This is a genomic window from Dyella sp. C9 (genome assembly GCF_003332825.1).
Taxonomy (GTDB): Bacteria; Pseudomonadota; Gammaproteobacteria; order Xanthomonadales; family Rhodanobacteraceae; genus Dyella.
On record NZ_QIRF01000002.1, the window covers coordinates 330,088 to 354,079 of the forward strand.

The window sequence follows — 23,992 nt, forward strand, 5'->3', positions numbered from 1 at the left end:
CAGCCAGGGAAACAGCTAGAACATGCCCAGCAACCAGATCACCGCGGCTACGCGCAGCCGGTTGAACTGGCCCGACACCTCGCGTGGGTAGACCTTGCGTTCGCTGACGTAATAGGAGGTGCTGTCGTCAATGACGTGCAGCGGAATGCGACGACTCATGATGCGCTACCGTGCCCCGGGCCGTGCTTCACCTGCTCCGGAGGCCGCAGCAGGATCCAGGTGAACAAACTGGAGCAGGCCGTAGCCAACCAGATCAGGAAGAATCCCAGGGAGTAGCCGAGCGTCCGGCTGAGCTTCAGCGAGGGGAAGGTGATGTCGTTGAGGGCCTGGGGATCGACGTAGGCGAAGAACACCATGGTCACGACACCCGCAACAAAAAAACTTGGCCACAAAATGGCGCCGACGCGCTGCAACGAAGCAGGCGTCGGCACCGGTTCCGGAGGTTTGGCAACATGCCCGGACATTATTCGGCGACCACGGCGCCAACCGGCGGCGGTTCCTTGTGGGGCGACAGTGTCCACACATAGGCACCGACCAGTCGCGTGCGGGTATCACCGAGTACCGGCTTCCATGCCGGCATCACACCTTGGCGGCCTTCATTGAGCGTGTGATGCAGCGAAGCCTGGCTGCTGCCATACAACCAGTAGCTGTCGGTCAGGTCCGGCGCACCCACCACCTGGTTGCCCTTGCCCTGCGGACCATGACAGGCCGAGCAGATGCCGGCGAACAGCTTGCCGCCACGCTCCACCGCATCCGCCGGCTGACCGGGACGCGACAGCGAGAGCACGTACGCGATCGTGTCGTCCACGGCTGTGGGTCCACCCTGGGCGGTCAGCGTGGTGGCCCACGCCGGCATGACGGCCTGGCGACCTTCCTGGATGGTTTCCAGGATGCGATGCGGCGTACCACCCCAATGCCAGATGTCGTCGGTAAGGTCGGGATAACCCACGGCACCATGCCCGCTCGAACCATGACAGGCGGCACAGCGGTTGATGAAGATGGCGCGACCGATCGACACTGCCGCGGCATCCTTGGCCAGTTCGTCGATCGGCTTGCCGGCGTAGAGCTTCAGCGTGTCGTCCAGGCGCGCATCCTCGGCCGCCGACTCGATAGCCCATTCGGACTTGGAGCTCCAATGGCCATAGCCCTTGAGGCTGCCCACGCCGTACCACACCAGGTAGCCCACGGCGAACACGATGGTGATGTAGAACAGGTTGATCCACCACCGCGGCAGCGGCTTGTTGTACTCGGTGAGATCACCGTCCCACACATGGCCTGTTTCATCCGGCTTGGGGTCGTTCGGGCCACGACGGGTGTTGCCCCTGAGCAGCCAGATGCAGCCGAGCAGATTCAGCACGGTCAAGGCCACCACGTACCACGTCCATGCGGAAGTCATGCCGTTTCCTCCTTGTCGTCATCCAGCGGCATCTGGGCTGCGGCATCCAGCGCGGCTTTATGGCCCGGAAGCCATAGCCAGATGCAGCCGCCTACGAACAGCAGCAGCAATGCAGCGGTAATCAGGCCAGGCACCATCACTCGGCCCCCTCTGCAACCTGCATGTCCGCCTGCGACACGTGGGTACCCAGTGACTGCAGGTAGGCGATCACGGCGTCAAGCTCGGTCTTGCCCTCCACGGCGGCCGGGGCACCTGCGATGTCCGCATCGGTATAGGGGTCGCCGATGCGCTTGAGCGCGCGCATGTGCTGCGCCACCTCGGCACCGTCGAGCTTGGCCTTGGCCAGCCACGGATAGGCCGGCATGTTCGACTCCGGCACCACGTCGCGCGGATTGTTCAGATGGGCGCGATGCCAATCGTCGGAGTAGCCACGCAGGCCGACACGGGCAAGGTCCGGACCCGTGCGCTTGCTGCCCCACTGGAACGGATGGTCGTAGACCGACTCACCCGCCAGCGAATAGTGGCCATAGCGCTCGGTTTCAAAGCGCAGCGTGCGCACCATCTGCGAATGGCAGTTGTAGCAACCCTCGCGGATGTAGACGTCGCGGCCTGCCAGCTCCAGCGCGGGATACGGCTTGATACCGGGCAGCGGCTTGATGGTCTCGGCCTGGAACATCAGCGGCACAATCTCGGCCAGGCCGCCGAAGGACACGGCGACCGCTACGAGGATGGCCATGAGGCCGATGTTCTTTTCAATCTTTGCGTGTGTTTGGCTCATGTCTGTTCCCTCAGGCACGGGCGTCTGCAACGTCGGGGGGCAGCACCGCCTGTGGCGCCGTGCTCGCACCGGCGAGGCGGAAGGTCTTGAAGACGTTCCAGCCCATCACCAGCATGCCGGCCAGCACGATCAGGCCACCGCCGAGGCGGAACAGGTAGTAGGGCTTGGTCGCGTTGAGCGCTTCGACGAACGAATAGACCAGGGTGCCGTTTTCCGGGTCCGTGGCGCGCCACATGAGGCCCTGGGTGACGCCGGCGATCCACATCGAGGCGATGTAGACGACCAGGCCGATGGTGTGCATCCAGAAGTGCGTATCGATCAGGCGCGTGGAGTACATCTTCTGCAGGCCGAGCAGGCGCGGCAGCATCGCGTAGATCGAGCCGATCGAGATCATCGCGACCCAGCCGATCGCACCGGAGTGCACGTGACCGATGGTCCAGTCGGTGTAGTGGCTGAGCGAGTTGACCGTCTTGATCGACATCATCGGTCCCTCGAACGTGCTCATCATGTAGAACGAGAGCGAGACGATGAGGAACTTGAGGATCGGATCGGTGCGCAGCTTGTACCAGACGCCCGACAAGGTAAGGATGCCGTTGATCGCGCCGCCCCACGACGGCGCCAGCAATACCAGCGAGAACACCATGCCCAGCGACTGCGCCCAGTCCGGCAGCGCGGTGTACTGCAGGTGGTGCGGACCGGCCCACATGTAGACGGCGATCAGCGCCCAGAAGTGCACAATCGACAGGCGATACGAGTAGATCGGGCGACCAGCCTGCTTGGGCACGAAGTAATACATCATGCCGAGGAAGGCGGTGGTCAGGAAGAAGCCCACGGCGTTATGGCCGTACCACCACTGCACCATCGCGTCGACCGAGCCCGAGTAGACCGAGTACGACTTCCACCAGCCGGCCGGGATGGCGAGGTTGTTGACGACGTGCAGCAGCGCGATGGTGATGATGTACGCGCCATAGAACCAGTTGGCGACGTAGATGTGCTTCACCTTGCGCTTGGCGATGGTGCCGAAGAACAGCACCGCGTACGCCACCCACACGATGGTGATCAGGATGTCGATCGGCCATTCGAGCTCGGCGTATTCCTTGCCCTGGGTGATGCCCAGCGGCAGGGTGATGGCCGCGGCCACGATGACCAGTTGCCAGCCCCAGAACACGAAGGCGGCCAGCTTGTCCGACAGCAATCGCACGTGGCAGGTGCGCTGCACCGTGTAGAGGCTGGTGGCAAACAGCGCCGAGCCGCCGAACGCAAAAATCACCGCATTGGTGTGCAGCGGCCGCAGGCGGCCGTAGCTGAGCCACGGCAGATCAAAATCGAGGCCAGGCCAGTACAGCTGGGCGGCGATGATCACGCCCACCAGCATGCCGACCACGCCCCAGACCACGGTCATGACGGCGAACTGCCGCACGACCTTGTCGTTGTAACTCCCCTCGACGCCCACCATGAGGCCCGCTCCTAGGCTGGATTGAACGGGGGAAGTTTGGTGGCCGTTCAGCTAGTCGCTTTTGATCCAGATCAAGCCCAAATGGGCGCGGTTTGTCGCAGCACGGCCATCCCGGGCCTCATCAAAATTGACCTCGGGGTAAAATATCTCTTTATCGCGACACAGAGATATATATAATCAAACCCAGTTCCCAGGGACCTGCCGCGATGCCATCCATCAGCTTTGAGTTCTTTCCGCCCAAGACCGACGAGCAGCGCGCGCAGCTCGACCAGGCCGCCAAGTTGCTCAAGCCCTGGTCGCCGGAATACGTGTCGGTGACCTTCGGCGCGGGCGGTTCCACGCTCAGCTACACCGGTGAAACCGTGCACCGGCTGCATCGCACGCACGGGCTCAACGTGGCGCCACATCTTTCCTGCGTAGGCGGCACCCGGGCGGAACTGGCCGAGTTGCTGGACAGCTACCGGGCGTCCGGCTATCGCCGCATCGTCGCGCTGCGCGGCGACTTGCCGTCCGGCATGGCCACGCCGGGTGACTTCCGTTATGCGGCCGAACTGGTGCGCTTCATCCGCGAGCACTACGGCGACCACTTCCACATCGAGGTGGCAGCGTATCCCGAGACCCATCCGCAGGCGGACGACGCGCTGGCGGACCTGCGCCACTTCAAGTCCAAGGTGGACGCCGGAGCGAACGGCGCCATCACCCAGTATTTCTTCAATGCCGACGCGTACTTCCGCTTCGTCGACGACGCGCGGCGCCTGGGCGTGGACATTCCGATCGTGCCGGGTGTCATGCCGATCTCCAATTTCTCCCAGTTGCGGCGCTTCTCCGAGGCCTGCGGCGCCGAGATCCCGCGCTGGATCACCAAGCGCATGCAGGCCCATGGCGACGACGCGGCATCGGTCCGTGAACTCGGCGCGGACGTGGTAGCGCAGCTGTGCCGACGCCTGCTGGAAGGCGGCGCACCGGGCCTGCATTTCTATACCTTGAACCGTGCACGCGCGACGCGGGCGATTCTCGACCGGTTGCACGGTTAGGCCACGCCGGCGGGCGTAAGCTCGCCGGATGACGCGTTACGGGCTGCTTCTTCTACTGCTGCTGTTGTCACCATGGGGCGCGTGGGCGCAGGACGGCATCCACCGCTGTGTCGGCGCCGACGGCAATCCGGTGTTCACCGACCAGCCCTGTGCCGCACTGCAGGCGACCCCGGTGGCCTCGACACCTGCGCCGGCAAGCACCGCTGCCATGAGCGTGGCGCCTGCGGCAGCCCTGGCGTCGCCACCACCGGTGCTGTGTGCGTCCTCCGTGGCTGCGCTGCGACAGAGCATGGTCGATGCGTTTGCCACCCGCGATCCGAACCGGCTGGCCGGTTTGATGATCTGGAACGGCTACGGCCGGGAGGCCGTGGTCTCCGACATCCGCTCACTGGGCGCGCTGATGCAACGCCCCCTGCTCGACATCGGCGAAGCCGACGAGGACGAGCCAGCCGCGACCTCTTCAGCGGGGCCTCCGCGCACCAACGGAGACACCCAGCTGGTGGTGCGCACGGCCTCCGACGATGGCAGTGGCGTGCCGCGGGAAACGCGCTTCAGCGTGGTCCGGCGCTCCGGCTGCCTGTGGCTCCGGGGCTCAGGCTGAAGGGCGCCTGTTGCTCCGCAAAAATCGACAACGGTGTGCCCGGGTTATCATGGCGCGATTTTTTCCCCCGGAGACCCCCACATGGCGCAGCAATATCCCGACTGGATCTGGCAGAACGGCACGATCAAGCCCTGGCAGGACGCAACCGTCCACGTGATGGCGCATGCGCTGCATTACGGCTCGTCGGTCTTCGAGGGTATCCGCAGCTACGCAACCCCGGACGGTGCGGCGATCTTCCGCCTTACCGACCACCTCAAGCGCCTGTACCAGTCCGCCAAGATCTACGACATGACCCTGCCCTACACGCAGGACGAGCTGGCAGCGGCCTGCCGTGAAGTCGTGCGCAAGAACGGCCTGAGCGCTGCCTACCTGCGCCCGGTCGCCTATCGTGGCCTGGGTGGTTTCGGCCTGTCGGCGGAAACCCCGATCGACGTGGCCGTGGCGGCGTGGCCGATGGGTCCGTATCTCGGCCCCGAAGCACTGGAAAGCGGCATCGATGCCTGCGTGTCGAGCTGGCAGCGCTTTGCCCCCAACACCATTCCTGCCGGTGCCAAGGCCGGTGGCAACTACCTCTCGGGCCAGCTGATCGCGCGCGAAGCACGTCGCCTGGGCTTTGGCGAAGGCATCGCCATGGCCTCCACCGGCCTGCTCAGCGAAGGTGCCGGCGAGAACCTGTTCCTGGTGTTCGACGGCGTGCTGCACACCACCCCGGCCAGCGCCTCCATCCTCACCGGCATTACCCGCGATACGCTCAAGATCCTGGCGCGCGAGGACGGCATCGAAGTGGTCGAGCGTGATATTCCGCGCGAGTACCTGTACCTCTGCGATGAACTGCTGATGTGCGGCACGGCGGCCGAGATCACTCCGATCCGCGCGGTGGATGGCAAGCAGATCGGCAGCGGCAAGGCGGGTCGTGTCACCCGTCGCCTGCAGGAACTGTTCTTCGGCCTGTTCAACGGCAAGACCAACGACCAGTGGGGTTGGCTGGAGCCGCTCTAAGCTCCAGCACCCAGCCCTGTAAGGGGCGCATCCCGCGCGCGGCCGCCTTCGTCAGGTCCGGCCGCGCAGAGGGTGCGCTGCTACGGTTGGACGCATGGACATCGCAACTCTCGTGTAGGGGCGCACCCTGTGCGCGAAAGACCTACGAAGCGGGACGCCAAGAGGCGAGGGATGCACAGCGAGGGCGCAAGCCCCCGCCTCTGTCCTAGCCCAGAGGCTGGCCCCAGGTTGCCGGGCTTGGCACCCTCACGACTCGCCTCTCCTCCCTGCTTCGATCCGGTCGCGCACAGGGTGCGCTCCTACAGATACGCAGGCCCTCAGGAGAACTTGAGGCTGGCGATGGCGCCGTTGGTATCGGTACGCGGACGCATCGAGACGTCCCAACCATAGAGGTCGCACAGCCGGCGCACGATGGCCAGGCCAAGGCCCGCACCGCTGCCGCCCGCACCCTCGCCCCGCACGCCGCGCTGGAACAGGCGTTCGGCGTCCTCGGGCTTGATGCCAGGACCGGTATCGATCACCTCGATGCGGTCGCCCTGCACTTCCACGGTGACCATGCCCTCGAGCGTGTACTTGATCGCATTGCCGATCAGGTTGGTGAGGGCCACCGCAAGCACCGAGGCGGGCGCGTTGACGCTCACCGGCTGCTTCACCACCAGCTCCACACCCAGTGGCTTGTCGCGCATCTGCGGACGCTGGCTTTCGATGACATCGTTCGCCACCTTGGCCACGTCAGTGGTTTCTCCACGGGTGGGGCCACGGCGTTCGGCGCGCGAAAGCAGCAACAAGGCTTCGATCAGCTCGGTCGCCTGGCGCGAGGCACGCTCGATGCGTTTGAGGCGCTCGCGCAGCTTGTCGGTGAGGTCCGGCGAACCCTGCAGCAACTCGGTGGTGCTCGAAATCACCGCCAGCGGCGTACGCAGCTCGTGGCTCACGTCGGAATTGAACTCACGGTCGCGCTCCACCATGGCGGTGAGCCGCTGCGAGTACTCGTCCAGCGCCAGCGCCAGCTCGCCCACTTCATCATCGGCGAAATTGGGCGCCAGCGGCTCGGCCTTGCCGGTCTTGCGGAAATCACGCAGGCGACGCGCCAGCTCGCTGACGGGCTTGAGCACCTTGCGCGAGAGCCACAGTCCCAGCACTAACGACAGCAAACCGAAGACGAACACAGCGCCGATCACACTAAACAACAGCTGCTGCTTACCAAGCTCATCGCGCGACACGTCAAACTGCATGAAGGTGATGACACCATCCTTCCGCCGCACTGCTAGCTTGTAATGATGAGTGCGCCCATCGGGACCAGGCTCGTAGATATCGTGGACGCCCGTATCCAGCGTTTGCCAGGCCAGCGGCGCCTTGTAGATCGTGCGGTCACTCCACGATGCCGCCTTCACGATATCGAACGAAGGTGCGCGATCCGGATGCTCGATCACCTGCTCGTTGAGGTGATCCACCTCATCCTGCAAGCTAGTCGTGATGAGCTGCTCCTCGACGCGGCTGCGAATGTTCAGCGCGGCGAACGCAAACAGCGCGCTGAGGCCAAAGCCGAACAGCGCGAACGAAACGACCAGGCGAAACCTGAGCTTACGCCTGGACCGCATCCGGTTCGACCATCCGATATCCGATGCCGTGCCGCGTGTGGATCAGCGGCTTGTCGAACGGCTTGTCGATGGCCGCGCGCAGACCATGGATGTGCACGCGCAGCGAATCGCTGTCGGGGAGCTCCTCGCCCCACACGCGTTGTTCCAGGTCCTGGCGGGTGACCACCGAAGGGCTTGCTTCCATCAGTGCCTGCAGCAGCTTGAGGCCGATCGGGTTGAGCTGGATCGACTTGCCTTCGCGGGTGACGGTGAGCGTGTCCAGGTTGTAGGTGAGATCGCCCACCTTGAGCACCCGGCTCTGCGGACCCTTGCCGCGGCGCGCCAGCACCTCCAGGCGCGCGGACAGCTCCTGCAGCGCGAAGGGCTTGGTCATATAGTCGTCGGCGCCCGACTCGAAGCCGGTGAGCTTCTGCTCCAGGGCATCGCGTGCCGTGAGCATGAGGATCGGGGTCTGCTTGTGTGCCTCGTGGCGCAGCTTGCGTGCGACGTCCAGGCCATCCATGCCCGGCAGGGTAAGGTCGAGCACGATCACGTCGAAGTCGTGGACCACGGCCAGATGCAGGCCGGTCACGCCGTCGCCGGCGAAGTCGACCACGTGCCCCCGATCTTCCAGATAATCGCCGATATTGGTCGCGATATCGCTGTTGTCTTCGATCACCAGTACGCGCATGCGTCCTCCATACGCAGCCGGCATAGGGGCCGGCCGAGGCCTCAAGCTTAACAAGCTTGCCCGGGGTAAAGGGACTCATACCCCCAACTAAACTGAACAAGGGCCAGGAACGGGCAAGAAAAAAGCCCAGGCGGGTCGACTTGACGTCGTTCGCCTGGGCCCAAGCTACTGCCCCGATACCGTAATCTGCTGTCACCAGACCTTGCGGAAAGTGCCAAGCAAATTGCAGTGGGAGCTTTATAAGTGCCGTGGGGTTACATGGGGGTTAACCGCTACTCAGCCCCGCGTTAACCGCTAAGGGATCAATGACCACCCACCGGATTCTGGACCTTGTGCAAGTCCTGAATCACGCGCTGCGATTGGTCGTTCTCCATGTCGATTTCGCGCTTGGTCTTGCATATCGTCTTGGGAATGTTCGAACCCATCGGCTTCACCTGCTCGCAGATCACGCGATCGGCGTCGTTGCGCGTCAGGATTGCGTTGACCTCGGACTGGTTGTTGAAAAGCTCGACCTTGGACGGAGCGTCCATCGCGTCGACCGTGCCGAACTTGTCGTACAGGTTCTGCATGTTGCCGAGGTCGCGATTGACGGTCGCCTGCTGGTTCTGGTCCAGCATGTCGAAGCGCCCACCGGGGGCCATCTGCTGGCGGACGTGATCGGCCACAGCGGCGAACTCGTCCTTGGTATTAGCCTTGACGTCAGGCGCGGCTTCCTTGGCAAAAACAGTCGCCACCTGCAACAACATCACAATCGCTGCCGAGATGGGCAGCCAGAACGTGCGCTTCATTACCATTCCTCCCTGAGATCCGCCGCGCCCCCCCTCGGGGCACATTCTGCGGATCAGGGGGCATGGTATGCGCCCCTATTCGTTCTGGTCAAAACTTTGCGCCGGCCGGGCAACCGCGCGCAAATCCGGGGAAATCTCAGCTTTCGTGAGAGCGCCATGAATCGCCCGGCGCACTATCGCTGCGCAGAACGAGGGCAGGTGCGCGGACACCGATTCGTTAGCACCAACCTATCCGACTTCGCATTCGCCGCGCCTACCTGCCTCGTGCCCAACATCGCGATACGCCAGGATCGTGCCGAGCCCGTACGATCATCGACTACCTGCTGGAGCCGGCGTCCATCGCACGCACCAACCACCAGGCACCGACCTCGAGTGCCATTCACGAAAGGGTCCACCAGGCCTGGCTAATGCCCACCGCCGGGCTTGGGAATGCTGTTCGACGTGTTTTGCACCTGATACATGTCGTACTTGATCTTCATCGTGTCGCGCCGATCGCGTTCGATGTCGCTGTACTTGCGACACGTCGTTCTGGGGATATTGGATCCCGTGGGCAGCGCGGACTCGCATACCTCACGATCGCCATCGCGGCGAGTGAGGATCGCGTTGATCTCCGACTGATCGTTGTAGAGCTGGATTTTGGCTGGCGCATCCATGGCGCTGACGTTGCCGAAGCGATCGAAGGACGCCTGCATCCGCGTCAGGTCACTCTCGACCGTCTGGTGCTCGGTCACAGTGACGAATTCGAATCGACCGCCCGGCGACATCTGCTCGCGGACGCGCGCCGCGACCGTATCAAAATCGTCCCTGGTATCGGCCTTGACGCCGAAATCCGGCGGGTTCTGCACCGCCCCCGCCGTAGGCACCCATGCGGTCGAAAAGAGAACCGCAGCGGCAAGCGACCACAATAGCGCACGCATGAGACACCTACCTCCCGAGAAGCCCCCCGCGCTCAAATCTTAGGCACGGCCCAAGTCCCGGTGGAAGTGCCGACCGTCTTATTCGACGCGCTGTGGCTTGCGCCGGGCTGGCGGTGCCGCCGCGCTGCCCGTCTCCGATTCGAGCAGGCCGACGATGGCCCCCGCCACATCCACCCCGGTGGCCGCCTCGATGCCTTCCAGCCCCGGCGAGGCATTCACTTCCAGAATCAGCGGGCCGCGCTTGGAACGCAGCATGTCCACGCCCGCCACACCCAGGCCCAGGGCCGCCGCGGCCTGCACGGCAATCCGGCGCTCCTCGGGGCTCAACGTGGCCGGGCTGGCGGTGCCACCGCGATGCAGGTTCGCGCGAAATTCACCTGGGCTGGCATCTCGCTGCATGGCGGCCACCACCTTCTTGCCGACCACGAAACAACGAAGGTCGCTGCCCTTGGCCTCGCCGATGAACTCCTGCACCAGGAAATTGGCGTAGAGGCCGCGGAAGGCCTCGATCACGCTCTGGGAGGCGCTCTTCTTCTCTGCCAGCACCACGCCAGTGCCCTGGCTACCCTCATTCAGCTTGATCACATGGGGCGGGTCACCCAGCATCCCCAGTACATCAGCCGTGTCGTCGGGGTTGTCACCGAACACCGTGGCCGGCATATCCAAGCCCTTCGCCGCGAGGATCTGCAGGCAACGCAGCTTGTCGCGCGCACGCAGCACCGCATCCGACGAATTGGGCGTGTACACGCCCATCATTTCCAGCTGGCGCAACACGGCGGTGCCATAGAAGGTGCTGGTAACGCCGATGCGCGGGATGACCGCATCGATACCGTGCAGCGCCTTGCCCTTGTAGCGGATGGACATGTTGCCCGGTGCAATGCGCACATAGCAGCGCAACGGGTCGAGCACACGCACCACGTGGCCGCGCTCGCGCGCCACGTCCACCAGGCGCTGCGTCGAGTACAGGCGGGTGTTGCGGGAAAGAATGGCTATCTTCATGGAACACCCGTAGGCCTGCCCACCAGGGGGCGCGGCTGCGTGTAGGAAAGGGCAGGGTCCACCGCGAAGCGGCTATGCAGCGCAGTTCGACCCAGCAACATCGGAAACAGCATATGGCGGCGATCGGTCAGATTGATGTCGACCTCGAAAAGTTCACCAGCCAGTATCACTTCAGTGCGAATGAACCAGCGCAGGGTGCGGCGCCCGCCCGTATCGGTGACCGCCCGGCGGTCCAGCGCGGGCGTTTCGCAAGTGACGCCCACGCGATGACGACCGCCGATGTTCACGGCGAAGCGCAGCCAGGTGTCGCCATCGCGTTCGAAGCTTTCCAGCGTGTCCACGTGCAACGAGCTGCTGCGCGCGCCGGTGTCGAGCTTGACCTTGAGAACGGGAATGCCGAGCAACGGCAACGCCAGACGCTCCCGCCAGCCGAGGGTGATCACATCCGCCATTATCAGCGTACGCCGCAGGGTTGCCTGAAAGGGAGCTCGGTGGGGTCGGGAGCTTCAAGTGGAGCGGGTGAAGGGAATCGAACCCTCGTCAGTAGCTTGGGAAGCTACAGCTCTACCATTGAGCTACACCCGCAACGCTGGGCGATGGTAACCCGGGACCGACGGACTTTGGAACCGTCGCCACGACCAAACCCGGGATGAACCGGACATGGCGGCCGGCTGAATCAACGTGTGGCGCCGATGGGGGAAGTTCTTGCCCACAGCCGATCCACCATCCGCATAATGCGGCCGTCGACGTCCACCCGTGCCTGTGCGTTTTTACGGATGGCGTAAACCTGCCCGCGATGACTCGCGCCCTGCCCCGGAGAATTCGATGCGTTTGCTTTCTGCTTCCCTGACGTCGCCAAGGGGTTGGCGATGGTTGGCGGCGGCCCTGTTGATCTGTGCCACTGGCCTGGCACAGGCCCAGACCCAGGCACCTCCGGCCGACAGCGGCGCGGCGGGTGATCCACCGTCCCGCGTGGCCCGCCTGTCCTACCGCACCGGCGACGTTGGCCTGTTGCCGGCCGGTGAAAAGAACTGGGGCGATGCCAGCCTCAACCGTCCGCTGACCACCGGCGATCGCCTGTCCACGGGTGAAGGCGCGCGCGCCGAGCTGGAGCTGGGTGGCGGCACCGTGCGTATCGCCGACGACTCGGACTTCGGCTTCCTCACCCTCAACGCCCAGCTGACCCAGGTGGAATTGACCCAGGGCACACTCAACCTGGCCGTACGCAATCTGGACGAAGGCCAGAGCTACGAGGTGGACACCCCCACGGTGGCGCTGGTGGTGACCGAGCCGGGCACCTATCGCGTGGACATCAGCGAGGACGGCAAATCCACCCGCATCACCGATTTCAACGGCCGCGCGACGGTCTATGGCGAAGGCGGCGCGCAACGCCTGGTCGCCTCCGGCCGCACCTACGAGTTCGCGGACTCCTCGCTCAACGAGGTGATGATCAGCGACATCAGCGGCAGCGATGACTTCGACGCCTGGTGCAGCAGCCGCGACCAGCGTTACCAGCAGCAGGGTGCTTCGGACCAGTACGTTTCCGACGACATGGTCGGTACCCAGGACCTGGACCAATACGGCAGCTGGCAGCCGGATTCCGACTACGGCCAGGTCTGGTACCCGGCTAGCGTCGGCGTGGACTGGGCGCCCTATCGCACGGGCCATTGGGCCTATGTGGGGCCCTGGGGCTGGACCTGGGTGGATGATGCCCCGTGGGGCTTCGCGCCCTATCACTATGGCCGCTGGGCCTTCATCCGCGGACGCTGGGGCTGGGTACCCGGCCCGGTGGCGGTACGCCCGGTATATGCGCCGGCCCTGGTCGCGTTCGTCGGCGGACCCGGCCTCAACGTGTCCATCGGCATCGGTGGTGGTGGCCCGGTGGGCTGGTTCCCGCTGGGACCGGGCGAGGTCTACAACCCGTGGTACCACGTGAGCCGCGGCTACTACACCAACGTCAACGTCACCAACATCTACGTGCGCAACGACCGCAACGTGGTGATCAACAACATCAACAACCACTACAACTACTTTGCCTCGGGCCGCCCGATGCCGGACCAGCGCTTCATGAACCGTGAAGCGCCGCGGGCCTTCACCGCCATGCAGGCCCAGGATTTCGCCGCGGCACGCAGCGTCCAGCGCAACATGGTCGCCGCCGACCCGCAGCACTTCGCTGCGGCGCCGGTGATGGCCCGCGGCCTCGGCCTGCAGCCGAGCCAGGCCAGCTTTGCGCCGCCGCGTACCGCCAGCGCCCGTTCGCTGCCGGCGGGCGGATTCCAGCGCGAGGTCGTGGCGCGCAATGCACCGGTCGCGGCCTTCGCGGCACGCCCCAATCCGACGCCCGGCACCCCGCGCGGCCCTGCCCCGTCGCCCACCCAGGTACGGGTATTGGGCAGCACGCCAAGCGGAAACCGCGCAGCCATGCCGGCCGCGGCGGCCGCTCCCGCCATGCGTGCGCCCATGAGCCAGGGCAGCCCGGCGGCGGGCGGACGGCCGGACGAGTTGCCCTCGGCCCGCTTCGCCCGTCCGCAAGGAGGGGAAGAGCGCGCCTACCAGGGCAACCGCCAGCAACCGGCCAACAACCAACCGCGCCCGGGGGTCAGCTACATCCCCAGTGCCGAGGAGGACCGTGCGGCTCGAATGCAGCCACAGCCCGGCACCCTGCCGGCCGAGCAGCACTTCGAGCGCGCCCAGCCGGCCCCTCAGGAAAACGCCCAGCGCTTCAACCAGCCGCGCCAGGAACCGCAGGCTCCTCGTTATGAGGCGCAGCCTCAGCAGCGAAACCAGCCCCAGGGGGGTTACCAGGGGCCGCAAGGTGGCTACCAGGGGCCTCAGCGCAGCTACGAACAGCCCCATGTCGAGCAGGCGCCGCACCCCCAGGGCAACAACGGCCAGCAGGGTCGACCGCAAGGCAACCACGACGAGCATCACCCGCCGCCGCGCAAGGACGACCAGCACAACTGACGTCCCGTTCCATGACGAGAGGCCCGGCACATGCCGGGCCTTTTTTCGTGCGGGGCGGCATCCTTGGCCACAGCCGCTACAATAGGCGGATGCATATCACGCTCAACGGCAGCCCACGGGACTGCGCCCCCGCCACGACCGTCGCCCAGTTGCTGCAGGAGGCCGGTTACGGCTCCCGCCGCGTCGCCGTGGAAGTGAACCACGAGATTGTTCCCCGCAGCCTGCACGTCAGCCACGCGCTGGCCGATGGCGACCAGGTCGAGATCGTGCACGCCATCGGCGGCGGCTAAGGCCACGCCCCCACTCCCCCGGCGTCATCACCCGCTGGCGCCCGCAGCCAAGACATGACGATGAACACCAAGACGTTCGACACCGCCGATCCGCTCGTCATTGCCGGCAAGAGCTATGGCTCGCGCCTGCTCACCGGCACCGGCAAGTACAAGGACTTCGACGAAACCCGCCGCGCGACCCAGGCCGCCGGCGCCGAGATCGTCACGCTGGCGATCCGCCGCGTGAACATCGGCCAGGACGCCAGCCAGCCGAACCTGCTCGATGCGTTGCCGCCCGAAGAATTCACCCTGCTGCCCAACACCGCCGGCTGCTACAACGCGGTGGACGCGGTGCGCACATGCAAGCTCGCCCGCGAGCTGCTGGACGGGCACAAGCTGGTGAAGCTGGAAGTGCTGGGCGACCAGCGCACCCTCTTCCCCGACGTGGTGGAAACCCTCAAGGCCGCCGAAACGCTGGTCGCCGACGGCTTCGACGTGATGGTCTACACCAGCGATGACCCGATCCTGGCCAAGCGCCTGGAAGACATAGGCTGCGTGGCGGTGATGCCGCTCGCCGCGCCGATCGGCTCGGGGCTGGGCATCCAGAACCGCTACAACCTGCTGGAGATCATCGAGAACGCCAAGGTGCCGATCATCGTCGACGCCGGCGTGGGCACGGCGTCCGACGCTGCCATCGCGATGGAACTGGGTTGCGATGGCGTGCTGATGAATACGGCGATTGCCGGCGCCAAGGATCCGGTGCTGATGGCCCATGCGATGAAGCTGGCCATTCAGGCAGGTCGCGCCGCCTTCAAGGCCGGACGCATCCCGCGCAAGCGCTTTGCCTCGGCGTCGAGCCCGATCGACGGCACCATCGGCTGAGCAAGACCATCCGCTCGTCATCCCCGCGAGGCGCTTTTCAACAGCCGCAGGCTGGTCAAGCGGGGATCCAGCGACTTTCCGAGTCTGGCCGCCAGCTCAGGCCATCGCAGGAATGACGCGCGGGGAGAACGAACCACCGCCCTGCCCTCACACGCCCCTCGGCGAGGGGCGTCACGTTGACGAACTGCGTATGACCCACGACCACGACGACGCCAGCAAACCCGAATACATGCGCCGCATCCGCAGCTTCGTGCTGCGCGAAGGACGCATGACGCCCGCGCAGCAGCGCGCGTTTGACGAGCACTGGGCTCGCTTCGGCATCGACTACACAGGCGCACCGCAGAACTTCGCCGAGCGTTTCGGTCGCACGGCTCCGCTCGTGCTGGAAATCGGCTTCGGCAACGGCGAGGCATTGGCGTGGGCCAGCGAACACGACCTGGAGCGCAACTTCATCGGCGTGGAAGTGCATGGCCCTGGCGTCGGCCGCCTGATGAACGCGCTGGCAGCGCGCGACGCGCAGAACGTGCGCCTGTACAAGCACGATGCCGTTGAAGTACTGGAGAACGAGATTCCCGAGGGAACGCTGGCCGAAGCGCGCATCTGGTTCCCTGACCCATGGCACAAGAAGCGCCACAACAAGCGCCGCATCATCCAGCCCGAGTTCGTTGCCTTGCTCGCCTCGCGCATGGCGCCGAACGGCCTGCTGCACCTGGCCACCGACTGGCAACCCTACGCCGAGCACATGCTGGAGGTGATGGAAGCCGCCCCCGCATGGCGCAACGCCGTCGGCCCCGGCCAATACGCCGAGAAACCCGACTGGCGCATCGAAACCCATTTCGAACGCCGCGGCCTCAAGCTAGGCCACGGCGTGTGGGACCTGCTTTATCGCGCTTAAATCTCTGCGTCATGCGCGACCCGGGCAAGCTTGCTCACGTTAGCTCGTGCAGGCCATCCACATTCGTAATCAAGCGTCACTATGATTACTCGTAGCTCATCGTGATGGTCGCCGTCGACACGACCGTCCCGCCCGTCATGGCACCCGTACGGTAATACTGGGCCGTCATGGGGATGTCCATGGTGGTATTGCTGCCAACGTTCCCGATGTCCAAGCCCTGTCCCAACGTCACCGGCGCACCATTCCAGACCAATTGGATGCCGACACCTTGTGCACTGCCGCTGCTGGAGAGCACGGTCGGCGCCACGGTTGACCCGTCCAGTTGCATCGATACCGCGGTCTGGGTGACACAATTTTCCAGGGAGATGGTGAAGTTCGTAGGCTTGGCGGTGGTGCCGGTCGCGGCAAAGTCAGCGACCGAAGCCTTGGGCAGATTGACCGTCTGGTTGGCCGTTCCCGTCGTGATCGAACATGCCGGCTCCACAAACTCGAACGTCACCGGCGATGTGACTTCAGCACCGAACTGATAAGTGCACCCCCCAGTGGCGTAGTGAGCACGCTGGAGCACGAATAGTTTCCGCTCGCATTGCCGAATTGATAACCGAACCGAACCAGCGAATCAGAGAAGGTTCCCGAGGTCAGGGCGGTGCTTGTGCGAACCAGGTTCAAGGTGAATTGATATGTTGAGGTCGAACTGAGCGCCGCCATGTTGCCGGGCCCCATGCCACCCGGACCAAAGTTGTCGCCGCCGTTGGTACCGTAGGCTGTTGGCTTGATGAGCTGGCCATTCGTCCCAAACATCTGATAACCAAGGCCGGGCATCGACGTGCCATAGGCATTCAACACCATTTGCCCCGTCTGTATAGGGGACTGCGGGGTGTAATTCATGGCCCAGCCACCGCCTACGCCGTTGGTGGCATCACAGGTCACGGTCAAGGTAACGACGGCGGAACTGACGACCTGCCCCACCGGCGTAGCCTTGTTGATCTTTACAACGGACGGGGTGAAAGGCGAAGTCGACGTCACGCCGGAGCAATTTGCCAACACCTCGCCACCGGTGAACATCAATAGAAACACGACCAGCAACTGCAAGAACATGCCGCCACGTCGCAATACAGGGGCGCTGAAAAACTCCATGGCCATAACCTCGCTGCACTTCGGTTGAAGTGCTGATTTCGTCATCTCGTGACCAGCGGCAAAGCGCATCAATGGATTCGATCTCCGCACCGCCCTTGTTGGCACGTGCCGGCAACTGGTAACTGATACGGCAGGTCCTGCCCTCCTCGCCCTCAACGAACCAGCAGATCGCCGCCCTCTTCGCCTCCGCGAACAAACAATTGCCGTCCTTGACCCACCAGGCCGACAACCTGGTCATTCATGTCCAACACCTCGACACCAAACGGAAGCGGCTCCTGGTTGGAATGCGTTGCACGAATCAGCACCGGAGAAAAAGGGGGCAGCGTGCCTTTTGGGGGGGCGCCTAGGGAGCCGTGTGGGATTTGCTGTATCGAAAGTGCTGAGTGGCACAGCCCTCACCCCCAGGAGCCCGTGCGGAGCGGATGCTCCCTTCGAGCGTTGAACCAAGGACACCGACGGCTACTGATAATCCAGCGTGAATGTCATGGCACTCGTCACCACGCCCGGCGACAACGGGTTTGCCACACGGGTGTAGCGCGCATAGTAGGAGTGGGTGAACGTCATGTTCGCCTGGATCGTCCCGAAGTCGTTGCGCACACGAAACGGCAGAGGGTTCTGGTTCTGCTCGAGAATCTGCACCCCCAATCCCGAAGCACTACTTGCCCCACTTTGCAGGCCCAGTATTCCGTTGTTCTGGTCGATCAGGTTGATGCCCGGCGCCGCATCAAGAGTGATGCCAACCACCGAGTTGCTGTCACAGTTCAGAGCGATGTTGAAGCTCGTGGTGCCCGCATACGCACCGATGCTGCCCAAATTGCTCACAGACACGGTCGGCAAGCTTACTGTCTGGGGATACGTGATATTGCAGGTAATGCTCTTGAGTTCCATGTCGCCCGTCGGGTAGATCGAGCTACTGCCAGTGTAGATGTTTCCCATGTCCTCGTTGAGCACGATACCGGTGTTGTAAACGCCGAATGCCCAGGCTCCCGTGCCCGTAGGGCCACCTGACAGCACCCCGCCAGTAGCAGGTATGGTTCCGGGCGCCCGCACCAATTCGTACGTGCCAGAGAAGCTATAGGCTCCCCCTGCCGCGACGTGCCCGATCACCGAATTACACGCCTGGCCGGAGCCACCAGTAATGGGGTTACCGCCACTATCGCGCAGTCGCATGCCCACGCCGGATACCGTGGTCGTATAGATACCTGGTTGTATCTCCGTCGACCCCGCATTCAATGTGCATGCCACGATGGTGCTACCCACCTGGATGATATTTGGCGATCCTTGCCCAAGCACACACGTGCCCGCAATCGTGAAAGGCCGAGACGTGCCGGGTATCGTGTCCCCCACCTGCAATGAACTGGATACCAAAATGGTTGGCGAGTAGGAAAATGACGTAGGTAGTCCTGCTGTAGCCGCGCAGAGCGTCGCCGCATGGGAGGTCGCTTGAAAGCCAACGAGCAGAAAAAGGGCCACAAGCAGCCTTAGGCCAAGGCGCTTCCGTCCGCCACGATCCTTCGCAAAAGCATGACTGCCTGACCCAGCGTAAGTGCCCGCCAAGGCTTCGACACAACAACGTGGCCGCGCTTTACTCACCGCCCGCCTCCGTGCGCCTGAACACCCTGAGCGCGAGCTCAAACTACGCAACCAAGGAATGCGACACCGGTTGAACACATTAACAAAGCCCATCTTCATATCTCCTCTCGTGCGCACCTTCATCGCACTCGATTTCAAATTTCATTAGCGACACACCGACGTCACGGATTCCATACGCGCCTGATCGCCCTTGACGCGTGGTGGCAAGCTGTACTGCACACGGCACTGCTGGCTGTCCGTGTCGCCCCACCGAACGGTGAGTACCCCACCATTCTCTGCGCCACGCACGAACACCTGCCCGCCTTGGCCAACGACTCCGATGCTCTGTCCACTGGCATCGAGGACCTCCGCCCCAAAGGGGATGACCTCACCGTCGGCCTGCGTAGCCTTGATCAGCACGGCGCGACCGCTGACCGTATCGAACTTGAGTGGGATCACTGCACCGGCGCGTGGAGCCGTTTGCAAGCGCGTGGTCTGAAGCTCAACATCGTCTGAGGTGCCCGACGGATCGAGCGTGACATCGTTCATGCGATACGGAATCAGGCTGGTGGCCACGGCGTAACCGCGACCGTCGACGGTGGTCTGGCCACTGCTCGATACGCGGGCACCCTTGGCGTCGGGCGCGTCCACGATGGCGATGGCGCTATTGAGATCCAGCTGGGGAGCGAGCGTAATGCCGCCGCCGTGAACCACCACGCCACCCGTGGCACCAACTGAAGCCTGCTGATAGTTGTTCGAATACGAATAGCTGCCATTGAGGCTGGCATACGGCGCCTGCCAACTCAGCGTTCCACTTCCCACGGTCGTGGAATCGGTGTTCTTGTAATCGCTGTAGGTGAGGTTGGCGCCGTAGCTGAACTCGCTATTTTTGCCAAAGGTTCCCGTGATGCCGGCCCGGTCACTGCTACCCATGACGTCGTCGTGCGTGGAAGAGAACTGCACCATCGGCGTGTTGCGTGACGACGGACCGCCCAACGGAATCGATACGTTGATGCCAAACTGGTTGTCGTAATGTGCGCCGTTGTACATCGGACCGGCCGTATAGGTACGACTGGCCGTGATGCCGAAGTTCACGCGACGATATCGGTTGTTGTAGCCGAGCTGATACGTAGTGGCATCTGGCATGCCGTTCCAGTACGTGTTACGCGACCCATTGAAGTAAAGCTGACCGTATTTGCCGCCGAAGTCCTGGTTGATGGTGACATTGAGGCGCTGCTTCGAACGCATCAGGCCGGCCACGCTTGGGCTGCTGGTGTGCAGCGAGGTCATCAGGTCCTGAGTCACCACGGCGTCTGACAACGACATGAAGTTGCCGTTGGAGTAGCGGTAGGAGGCCAGTGCAAACGTGGTGCCCGAGGTGGGGATCGCCTTCGAGTACGACACACGCGTGCTGTAACCGGACAGCGAGTCGGCGCCTTCGAAGGTGGTATGCGAGTTGGTCACGTCCAGTGCGAAAGCACCGATCGGCGTATTGACCGCGACGCCGCCGAGATAGGCGTGATAGAGATCCCGGTAAGTGGACTGCACGCCACCGTAGGCGGTCAGCCAGTTATTGATGCCCCGCTGATACGTGCCCTCCACGAAATAGGGCTTGTCGTTACGCAACGCGGTGTTGTGGACCTGGCCATCGGTGATGGACCAACGACTGATGCCTGGCCGTAGCAGCATGGGTACGGCCGAGTAAGGCACGACGAAGCTATGCATGCTCCCGTCGGCCTCATAGATCAGGACAGTAAGGTCGCCACCGTAGCCTGTGGCATAGAGATCGTCGATCACGAACGGACCTGGCGCCACCGTTGTCTGATACAGCAGATTGCCGTTCTGTCGCACTTCGACACGCGCCTGCGTGTTGGCCGTACCCCGAACCACCGGCGCATAGCCTTGCTGCGAATTGGGCAGCATGCGGTCATCGCTGTACATGGTGATGCCGCGGAAAGGCGTGGTATCGAAAACCACGCCCTGCGTGTAGCCATCACCGATGGTGAACTGCGCCTTCCAGGGAGTGATGTCGTGGGTGGCCGTGGTGTTGATGTTGGTCCACAGCGTGCGGCCCGTGCGCTGGTCCCATTGGGCGGTTTCCTGGCTGCGGATACGCCAGCCGGCAATGTTGACGCCCATGTTGAGACCCAGAAAAGCACTGACGTCGTTGCTGCTGTAGCCGCCGACCCGCCCCGGCACGTAGCTGCCCCTCTGTACCGGAACATACTGGCCATTGAGGCCAAGCATGTAATTGCCCGTGCTGCTTGGCACGTAGTTACCGCCCGTCCCCACCATGTAGTACTGAGGGCCTTGCACCTGCACCGGGCTTCCATCGGTGGCGATGGCCGTGCCCCCCTGCGTGGACGACCCGCTGTAGCTCTGATCCAGTGAGTAGGCGTTGAAGCTGTAGCCGAGCAGGAAGGCGGTTTCACCCTGGTCCCACAGCTCAGGGCTCACATAGCCACGGGCCTGGCGACGCAGGGCATCCTGGGGAACGGACACATCCAGGCGAAGTTCACCCACATCCATGGTAGCCGAGGCATCAGGGCTGACCTCCTTGATGCCGATGCAAGTGTTCTGTGTGTCGGCGACCTGAGCATCCAGCTTGCCGATGTCCACTCCCATCAGCGACAGCGTGGCACGGTCAAAGCAAGGCTGGGCGACAGGGCTGCCCCCCACTGCGCGGAACTGGATGTTCTTGCGCGCGACGCGACCTTCATTGACGAAGATATCGACGTTGTAGTTTCCCGGAAGTACCGGATTGCCTTTTTCGAAACGGGATACGTCCACCGCCTGGCTCGACGCCGTGAATGCGCTGCTGAATTCGACGACGCTGGGATCGGCGGTAGCAACCGGGGCGGCCGCCGGGCTGACGGGATCAAGCGACGAGGCGGCCGGATCGAGTACCGGGCTCGCAGGAGCAGCGGCAGGCAGTGCAAATGCCGCTGCCGGCACCATGCCCAGGGCCAGCATCACCGACCAGGTGAGCGGCCGCAGACGCGGCGCATGAAGCAGGCGGCTACGCGTCGCGTACAAGGAATGACCTCGCTTGTTGCTGCTCACATTCATGAGTGTCGCTACTCTTTTTTTGGACAAATGACCCCCGTCCGCGCCGCGCGTATCCAACGGCGACATCAGAAGAAGTCCGGAATGGAGGGAAGCCTTTGGCGGCTCAGCGACCGACCGCTAACCGCTAAAACGCCACTTCCTGTTAGAGACCCGCGGTTTCCTTGCTTCGACGGTGTCCATGTTCCTGGCCACCGGCTTCAGCGCGTAAACGTTGCTTCGTGGGGATTGAAACCACCGTAGTCATTGATGACGGTGACCACGAGCTTTCCACTGGCGTCGGGGCTGCCAATGATGGGAAAACTGCCCTTGCCCTTGGCAGGACACATCCCTCCCTTGCTGACGGATTGACGTGGAGCCGTCCCCTTGAAGGACACGTCACTGAACGAGACATTGAAGGGCGTGTCGTTGATGCACTCCACCGAATAGCCCTTGCCATCACCGTGGAGATGCCAGACCAACTGATCGGGTGCGGCGTCAGGAGAACCCACCAACCCCTTGGGTCGATAGAACAGCTTCATGCGCGAACGCACGGCGAGCTGCATGTAGTTTTCCGAGACATCCGTACCCGCCTTGGGCTTGGGCGGAATTTCCAGCACATTGAGCCAATAGACCGATTCACGGTCCTGTGGAAGATTGGCCGCACCGGTAAACATGATGCGCAAGGTTTGCCCCTTGCCCGGATCAACCCGTGCCATGGGCGGGGTAATCAGAAAGGGAGCCTTGCTGGATTCCGCACGTTCACTGGCGTCACCCGAATCCACCCAGGCCTGGATGAGACGTGCGTCCTTGCCATCGTTGACCATGCTCAGCGATACCTCACGCTGGGCGGCGGGATAGATCACGCGCGTTCCATTGATGGTGATGCCGGCATAGGCAGAGCCGATGCTTGCGGCAATGGCGGTCATGGCGCACAGGGCGCGGCCGAAGGCTTTCATCACAGTGCTCTCGAAGCTAGTAGGGTCGTTCATCCACTGCGGTGGGCAAGGCCGGTGGATCGGCCTTGCCACCGAAGGCTCCAGAGAGCGATCAGTTGTACTGCATGGAGTAGGTCAGGTAGGTGGTAACCGCGCCAGGCGTGGCACTACCACCATTGGCCAGGTACTGGGCGATGTAGTTCAGCGTGGCGGTATTGCCGCTGATCTCCGCGGCCGGCTGGTTATTGGCTGCGATGACCGTTTCACCGCTGGTGACCTGCGCGTTGATGCCCAGATTGATCGGCTGGCTGTTGGCCGGATTCACCATGCGAACTTCCACGTTGCCTGCGCCGCTGGCAGCCTGATTCTTCAGTGCGCCGGTAGCCACATCCAGGGCCGGCGTCTGGCTGGTTTCGATCCACAGGGCCGCGGTCTTGCCGTCAGCGCAGTTGGTGCCACCGCCCAGGATGAGCGAGAAGTTGGTATCGCCGGCGGTCTGCCCGTTGGAGGCCAGCGCGGAGGCACTGACGGTCGGCAGGGTCACGGTGATGTTGCCCGAGCCGGTGGCCGCGCCGCCGCCGGTGATGGTGCAGGTGGTGTCGGTGACCTCACCATTGAAGGTGATGGTGCCGTCGGCGGCGCTGGCGGCCATCGGGGCCAAGCCGGCAAGGCCTAGGACGGCGACCAGTGCGGTGGAAATGAGCGTCTTCTTCATAACGAAATGAGTCCTTTACTCAATGAGTGTGTTTCTCTGGATGCAAACGACGCACCCAGCCACATGGCCGGGAGAACAAAGCCCTTGTCCTGGACGTGGGAGATGCCTCCCATCCTTCGCGGCCCCGAGCGGGCTGCGTCGCCGTTTCATGGCGCCTACCACGAAACAGGGCCATTGTTCCCAGGGGGGCAGCACGAATCTTTGGGACAAATCTGAAAAGCGTGTTGGAATCCCCGGCTTTTCGGAAAACTCTTACAGCCCGCTCAGACCGGCGCCGCCGCCGCTCCCTCATCCGGCTGAGATTCACCCCCAGCGGCGGCTCGCGCTTATACTCGG

26 protein-coding genes and 1 tRNA gene are annotated in these 23,992 nt (G+C 63.5%); 7 read left to right on the forward strand and 20 right to left on the reverse strand.

Annotated elements, in window-relative coordinates; all coding sequences use genetic code 11:
- Positions 1–15: 15 nt before the first annotated feature.
- The 6 genes from DVU99_RS20030 to ccoN are packed head-to-tail and all read right to left on the reverse strand — an operon-like array spanning position 16 to position 3,630.
- A complete protein-coding gene (locus DVU99_RS20030) occupies positions 16–159 on the reverse strand; it encodes a hypothetical protein (RefSeq protein ID WP_232823434.1) in 144 nt (47 codons plus the stop codon).
- Positions 156–464 (reverse strand): hypothetical protein, encoded by a 309-nt coding sequence (locus DVU99_RS03795; RefSeq protein ID WP_114238862.1) that lies wholly within the window; start codon positions 462–464, stop codon positions 156–158. The genes DVU99_RS20030 and DVU99_RS03795 overlap by 4 nt, the downstream gene beginning before the upstream one ends.
- The gene (ccoP, locus tag DVU99_RS03800) at positions 464–1,396 is read right to left on the reverse strand and encodes a cytochrome-c oxidase, cbb3-type subunit III (protein ID WP_114238863.1); all 933 of its coding nucleotides are present in this window, start codon (positions 1,394–1,396) and stop codon (positions 464–466) included. The genes DVU99_RS03795 and ccoP overlap by 1 nt, the downstream gene beginning before the upstream one ends.
- Positions 1,393–1,533 (reverse strand): cbb3-type cytochrome c oxidase subunit 3, encoded by a 141-nt coding sequence (locus DVU99_RS03805; RefSeq protein ID WP_114238864.1) that lies wholly within the window; start codon positions 1,531–1,533, stop codon positions 1,393–1,395. The genes ccoP and DVU99_RS03805 overlap by 4 nt, the downstream gene beginning before the upstream one ends.
- The gene (ccoO, locus tag DVU99_RS03810) at positions 1,533–2,174 is read right to left on the reverse strand and encodes a cytochrome-c oxidase, cbb3-type subunit II (RefSeq protein ID WP_114238865.1); all 642 of its coding nucleotides are present in this window, start codon (positions 2,172–2,174) and stop codon (positions 1,533–1,535) included. The genes DVU99_RS03805 and ccoO overlap by 1 nt, the downstream gene beginning before the upstream one ends.
- A 10-nt stretch (positions 2,175–2,184) precedes the next feature.
- Positions 2,185–3,630, reverse strand: coding sequence for a cytochrome-c oxidase, cbb3-type subunit I (gene ccoN, locus DVU99_RS03815; protein ID WP_114238866.1), 1,446 nt, complete (start codon positions 3,628–3,630; stop codon positions 2,185–2,187).
- Between the two features lie 206 nt (positions 3,631–3,836).
- On the opposite strand from ccoN, the gene metF reads away from it, so the two are divergent.
- The 3 genes from metF (at position 3,837) to DVU99_RS03830 (ending at position 6,264) form a co-directional block, all read left to right on the forward strand.
- Entirely contained in the window at positions 3,837–4,664 is an 828-nt protein-coding gene (gene metF, locus DVU99_RS03820; protein WP_114238867.1) for a methylenetetrahydrofolate reductase [NAD(P)H], read from the forward strand.
- Positions 4,665–4,692: 28 nt separating this feature from the next.
- Positions 4,693–5,265, forward strand: a complete 573-nt coding sequence (locus DVU99_RS03825; protein ID WP_114238868.1) for a DUF4124 domain-containing protein — start codon at positions 4,693–4,695, stop codon at positions 5,263–5,265.
- An 81-nt stretch (positions 5,266–5,346) separates the two neighbouring features.
- Positions 5,347–6,264, forward strand: coding sequence for a branched-chain amino acid transaminase (locus DVU99_RS03830; protein ID WP_114238869.1), 918 nt, complete (start codon positions 5,347–5,349; stop codon positions 6,262–6,264).
- A gap of 317 nt (positions 6,265–6,581) precedes the next feature.
- Here DVU99_RS03830 and DVU99_RS03835 read toward each other — a convergent pair whose 3' ends face one another.
- The 7 genes from DVU99_RS03835 to DVU99_RS03865 all read right to left on the reverse strand — a co-directional run bounded on the left by DVU99_RS03835 (position 6,582) and on the right by DVU99_RS03865 (position 11,824).
- On the reverse strand, positions 6,582–7,865 hold the full coding sequence (locus DVU99_RS03835; RefSeq protein WP_114238870.1) for a HAMP domain-containing sensor histidine kinase: 1,284 nt from the start codon (positions 7,863–7,865) through the stop codon (positions 6,582–6,584).
- Positions 7,849–8,535: a response regulator transcription factor gene (locus tag DVU99_RS03840; RefSeq protein WP_114238871.1), complete on the reverse strand. Its 687-nt coding sequence runs from the start codon at positions 8,533–8,535 to the stop codon at positions 7,849–7,851. Before DVU99_RS03840 ends, DVU99_RS03835 begins: the two co-directional genes overlap by 17 nt.
- 302 nt (positions 8,536–8,837) lie before the next feature.
- Positions 8,838–9,323, reverse strand: a complete 486-nt coding sequence (locus DVU99_RS03845) for a hypothetical protein (protein ID WP_114238872.1) — start codon at positions 9,321–9,323, stop codon at positions 8,838–8,840.
- Positions 9,324–9,727: 404 nt separating this feature from the next.
- Complete coding sequence (locus DVU99_RS03850; RefSeq protein WP_157971338.1) at positions 9,728–10,240, reverse strand: hypothetical protein; 513 nt, start codon at positions 10,238–10,240, stop codon at positions 9,728–9,730.
- Positions 10,241–10,318: 78 nt separating this feature from the next.
- Complete coding sequence (rimK, locus tag DVU99_RS03855; protein WP_114238874.1) at positions 10,319–11,239, reverse strand: 30S ribosomal protein S6--L-glutamate ligase; 921 nt, start codon at positions 11,237–11,239, stop codon at positions 10,319–10,321.
- Positions 11,236–11,691: a RimK/LysX family protein gene (locus DVU99_RS03860; RefSeq protein ID WP_114238875.1), complete on the reverse strand. Its 456-nt coding sequence runs from the start codon at positions 11,689–11,691 to the stop codon at positions 11,236–11,238. The genes rimK and DVU99_RS03860 overlap by 4 nt, the downstream gene beginning before the upstream one ends.
- A gap of 59 nt (positions 11,692–11,750) precedes the next feature.
- Positions 11,751–11,824 (reverse strand) — tRNA-Gly (locus tag DVU99_RS03865).
- Between the two features lie 303 nt (positions 11,825–12,127).
- Here DVU99_RS03865 and DVU99_RS03870 point away from each other — a divergent pair.
- The 4 genes from DVU99_RS03870 to trmB all read left to right on the forward strand — a co-directional run bounded on the left by DVU99_RS03870 (position 12,128) and on the right by trmB (position 16,249).
- Positions 12,128–14,203: a FecR family protein gene (locus DVU99_RS03870; protein WP_232823435.1), complete on the forward strand. Its 2,076-nt coding sequence runs from the start codon at positions 12,128–12,130 to the stop codon at positions 14,201–14,203.
- 89 nt (positions 14,204–14,292) lie between these two features.
- The gene (gene thiS, locus DVU99_RS03875; protein ID WP_114238877.1) at positions 14,293–14,493 is read left to right on the forward strand and encodes a sulfur carrier protein ThiS; all 201 of its coding nucleotides are present in this window, start codon (positions 14,293–14,295) and stop codon (positions 14,491–14,493) included.
- Positions 14,494–14,547: 54 nt separating this feature from the next.
- Complete coding sequence (locus DVU99_RS03880; RefSeq protein WP_114238878.1) at positions 14,548–15,354, forward strand: thiazole synthase; 807 nt, start codon at positions 14,548–14,550, stop codon at positions 15,352–15,354.
- 190 nt (positions 15,355–15,544) lie between these two features.
- Positions 15,545–16,249, forward strand: coding sequence for a tRNA (guanosine(46)-N7)-methyltransferase TrmB (gene trmB / locus DVU99_RS03885; RefSeq protein ID WP_114238879.1), 705 nt, complete (start codon positions 15,545–15,547; stop codon positions 16,247–16,249).
- A gap of 85 nt (positions 16,250–16,334) precedes the next feature.
- Here trmB and DVU99_RS03890 read toward each other — a convergent pair whose 3' ends face one another.
- The 7 genes from DVU99_RS03890 to DVU99_RS03920 all read right to left on the reverse strand — a co-directional run bounded on the left by DVU99_RS03890 (position 16,335) and on the right by DVU99_RS03920 (position 23,656).
- Positions 16,335–16,748, reverse strand: a complete 414-nt coding sequence (locus DVU99_RS03890; protein WP_157971339.1) for a fimbrial protein — start codon at positions 16,746–16,748, stop codon at positions 16,335–16,337.
- A complete protein-coding gene (locus tag DVU99_RS03895) occupies positions 16,745–17,455 on the reverse strand; it encodes a hypothetical protein (RefSeq protein WP_114238881.1) in 711 nt (236 codons plus the stop codon). Before DVU99_RS03895 ends, DVU99_RS03890 begins: the two co-directional genes overlap by 4 nt.
- 83 nt (positions 17,456–17,538) lie before the next feature.
- A complete protein-coding gene (locus tag DVU99_RS20225; protein ID WP_255412905.1) occupies positions 17,539–17,691 on the reverse strand; it encodes a FimD/PapC C-terminal domain-containing protein in 153 nt (50 codons plus the stop codon).
- Positions 17,692–17,845: 154 nt separating this feature from the next.
- Complete coding sequence (locus DVU99_RS19655; RefSeq protein ID WP_157971340.1) at positions 17,846–18,556, reverse strand: fimbrial protein; 711 nt, start codon at positions 18,554–18,556, stop codon at positions 17,846–17,848.
- Positions 18,557–19,123: 567 nt separating this feature from the next.
- The gene (locus DVU99_RS03910; RefSeq protein ID WP_114238884.1) at positions 19,124–22,027 is read right to left on the reverse strand and encodes a fimbria/pilus outer membrane usher protein; all 2,904 of its coding nucleotides are present in this window, start codon (positions 22,025–22,027) and stop codon (positions 19,124–19,126) included.
- A gap of 197 nt (positions 22,028–22,224) precedes the next feature.
- Positions 22,225–22,962 (reverse strand): molecular chaperone, encoded by a 738-nt coding sequence (locus tag DVU99_RS03915; protein WP_232823437.1) that lies wholly within the window; start codon positions 22,960–22,962, stop codon positions 22,225–22,227.
- A gap of 91 nt (positions 22,963–23,053) precedes the next feature.
- A complete protein-coding gene (locus DVU99_RS03920) occupies positions 23,054–23,656 on the reverse strand; it encodes a fimbrial protein (protein ID WP_114238885.1) in 603 nt (200 codons plus the stop codon).
- Between the last annotated feature and the right edge of the window lie 336 nt (positions 23,657–23,992).

Coding starts and splice junctions, on each gene's coding strand:
- DVU99_RS03840 (WP_114238871.1), bottom strand. CDS start 8,535: ATGCGCGTACTGGTGATCGAAGACAACAGCGATATCGCGACCAATATC.
- trmB (WP_114238879.1), top strand. CDS start 15,545: ATGACCCACGACCACGACGACGCCAGCAAACCCGAATACATGCGCCGC.
- DVU99_RS03845 (WP_114238872.1), bottom strand. CDS start 9,323: ATGAAGCGCACGTTCTGGCTGCCCATCTCGGCAGCGATTGTGATGTTG.
- DVU99_RS03825 (WP_114238868.1), top strand. CDS start 4,693: ATGACGCGTTACGGGCTGCTTCTTCTACTGCTGCTGTTGTCACCATGG.
- DVU99_RS03895 (WP_114238881.1), bottom strand. CDS start 17,455: ATGCGCTTTGCCGCTGGTCACGAGATGACGAAATCAGCACTTCAACCG.
- DVU99_RS03830 (WP_114238869.1), top strand. CDS start 5,347: ATGGCGCAGCAATATCCCGACTGGATCTGGCAGAACGGCACGATCAAG.
- DVU99_RS03805 (WP_114238864.1), bottom strand. CDS start 1,533: ATGGTGCCTGGCCTGATTACCGCTGCATTGCTGCTGCTGTTCGTAGGC.
- DVU99_RS03910 (WP_114238884.1), bottom strand. CDS start 22,027: ATGAATGTGAGCAGCAACAAGCGAGGTCATTCCTTGTACGCGACGCGT.
- DVU99_RS03915 (WP_232823437.1), bottom strand. CDS start 22,962: ATGAAAGCCTTCGGCCGCGCCCTGTGCGCCATGACCGCCATTGCCGCA.
- ccoN (WP_114238866.1), bottom strand. CDS start 3,630: ATGGTGGGCGTCGAGGGGAGTTACAACGACAAGGTCGTGCGGCAGTTC.
- DVU99_RS03850 (WP_157971338.1), bottom strand. CDS start 10,240: ATGCGTGCGCTATTGTGGTCGCTTGCCGCTGCGGTTCTCTTTTCGACC.
- ccoO (WP_114238865.1), bottom strand. CDS start 2,174: ATGAGCCAAACACACGCAAAGATTGAAAAGAACATCGGCCTCATGGCC.
- DVU99_RS19655 (WP_157971340.1), bottom strand. CDS start 18,556: ATGCGACTGCGCGATAGTGGCGGTAACCCCATTACTGGTGGCTCCGGC.
- thiS (WP_114238877.1), top strand. CDS start 14,293: ATGCATATCACGCTCAACGGCAGCCCACGGGACTGCGCCCCCGCCACG.
- DVU99_RS03795 (WP_114238862.1), bottom strand. CDS start 464: ATGTCCGGGCATGTTGCCAAACCTCCGGAACCGGTGCCGACGCCTGCT.
- DVU99_RS03920 (WP_114238885.1), bottom strand. CDS start 23,656: ATGAAGAAGACGCTCATTTCCACCGCACTGGTCGCCGTCCTAGGCCTT.
- DVU99_RS03835 (WP_114238870.1), bottom strand. CDS start 7,865: ATGCGGTCCAGGCGTAAGCTCAGGTTTCGCCTGGTCGTTTCGTTCGCG.
- rimK (WP_114238874.1), bottom strand. CDS start 11,239: ATGAAGATAGCCATTCTTTCCCGCAACACCCGCCTGTACTCGACGCAG.
- ccoP (WP_114238863.1), bottom strand. CDS start 1,396: ATGACTTCCGCATGGACGTGGTACGTGGTGGCCTTGACCGTGCTGAAT.
- DVU99_RS20030 (WP_232823434.1), bottom strand. CDS start 159: ATGAGTCGTCGCATTCCGCTGCACGTCATTGACGACAGCACCTCCTAT.
- metF (WP_114238867.1), top strand. CDS start 3,837: ATGCCATCCATCAGCTTTGAGTTCTTTCCGCCCAAGACCGACGAGCAG.
- DVU99_RS03860 (WP_114238875.1), bottom strand. CDS start 11,691: ATGGCGGATGTGATCACCCTCGGCTGGCGGGAGCGTCTGGCGTTGCCG.
- DVU99_RS03880 (WP_114238878.1), top strand. CDS start 14,548: ATGACGATGAACACCAAGACGTTCGACACCGCCGATCCGCTCGTCATT.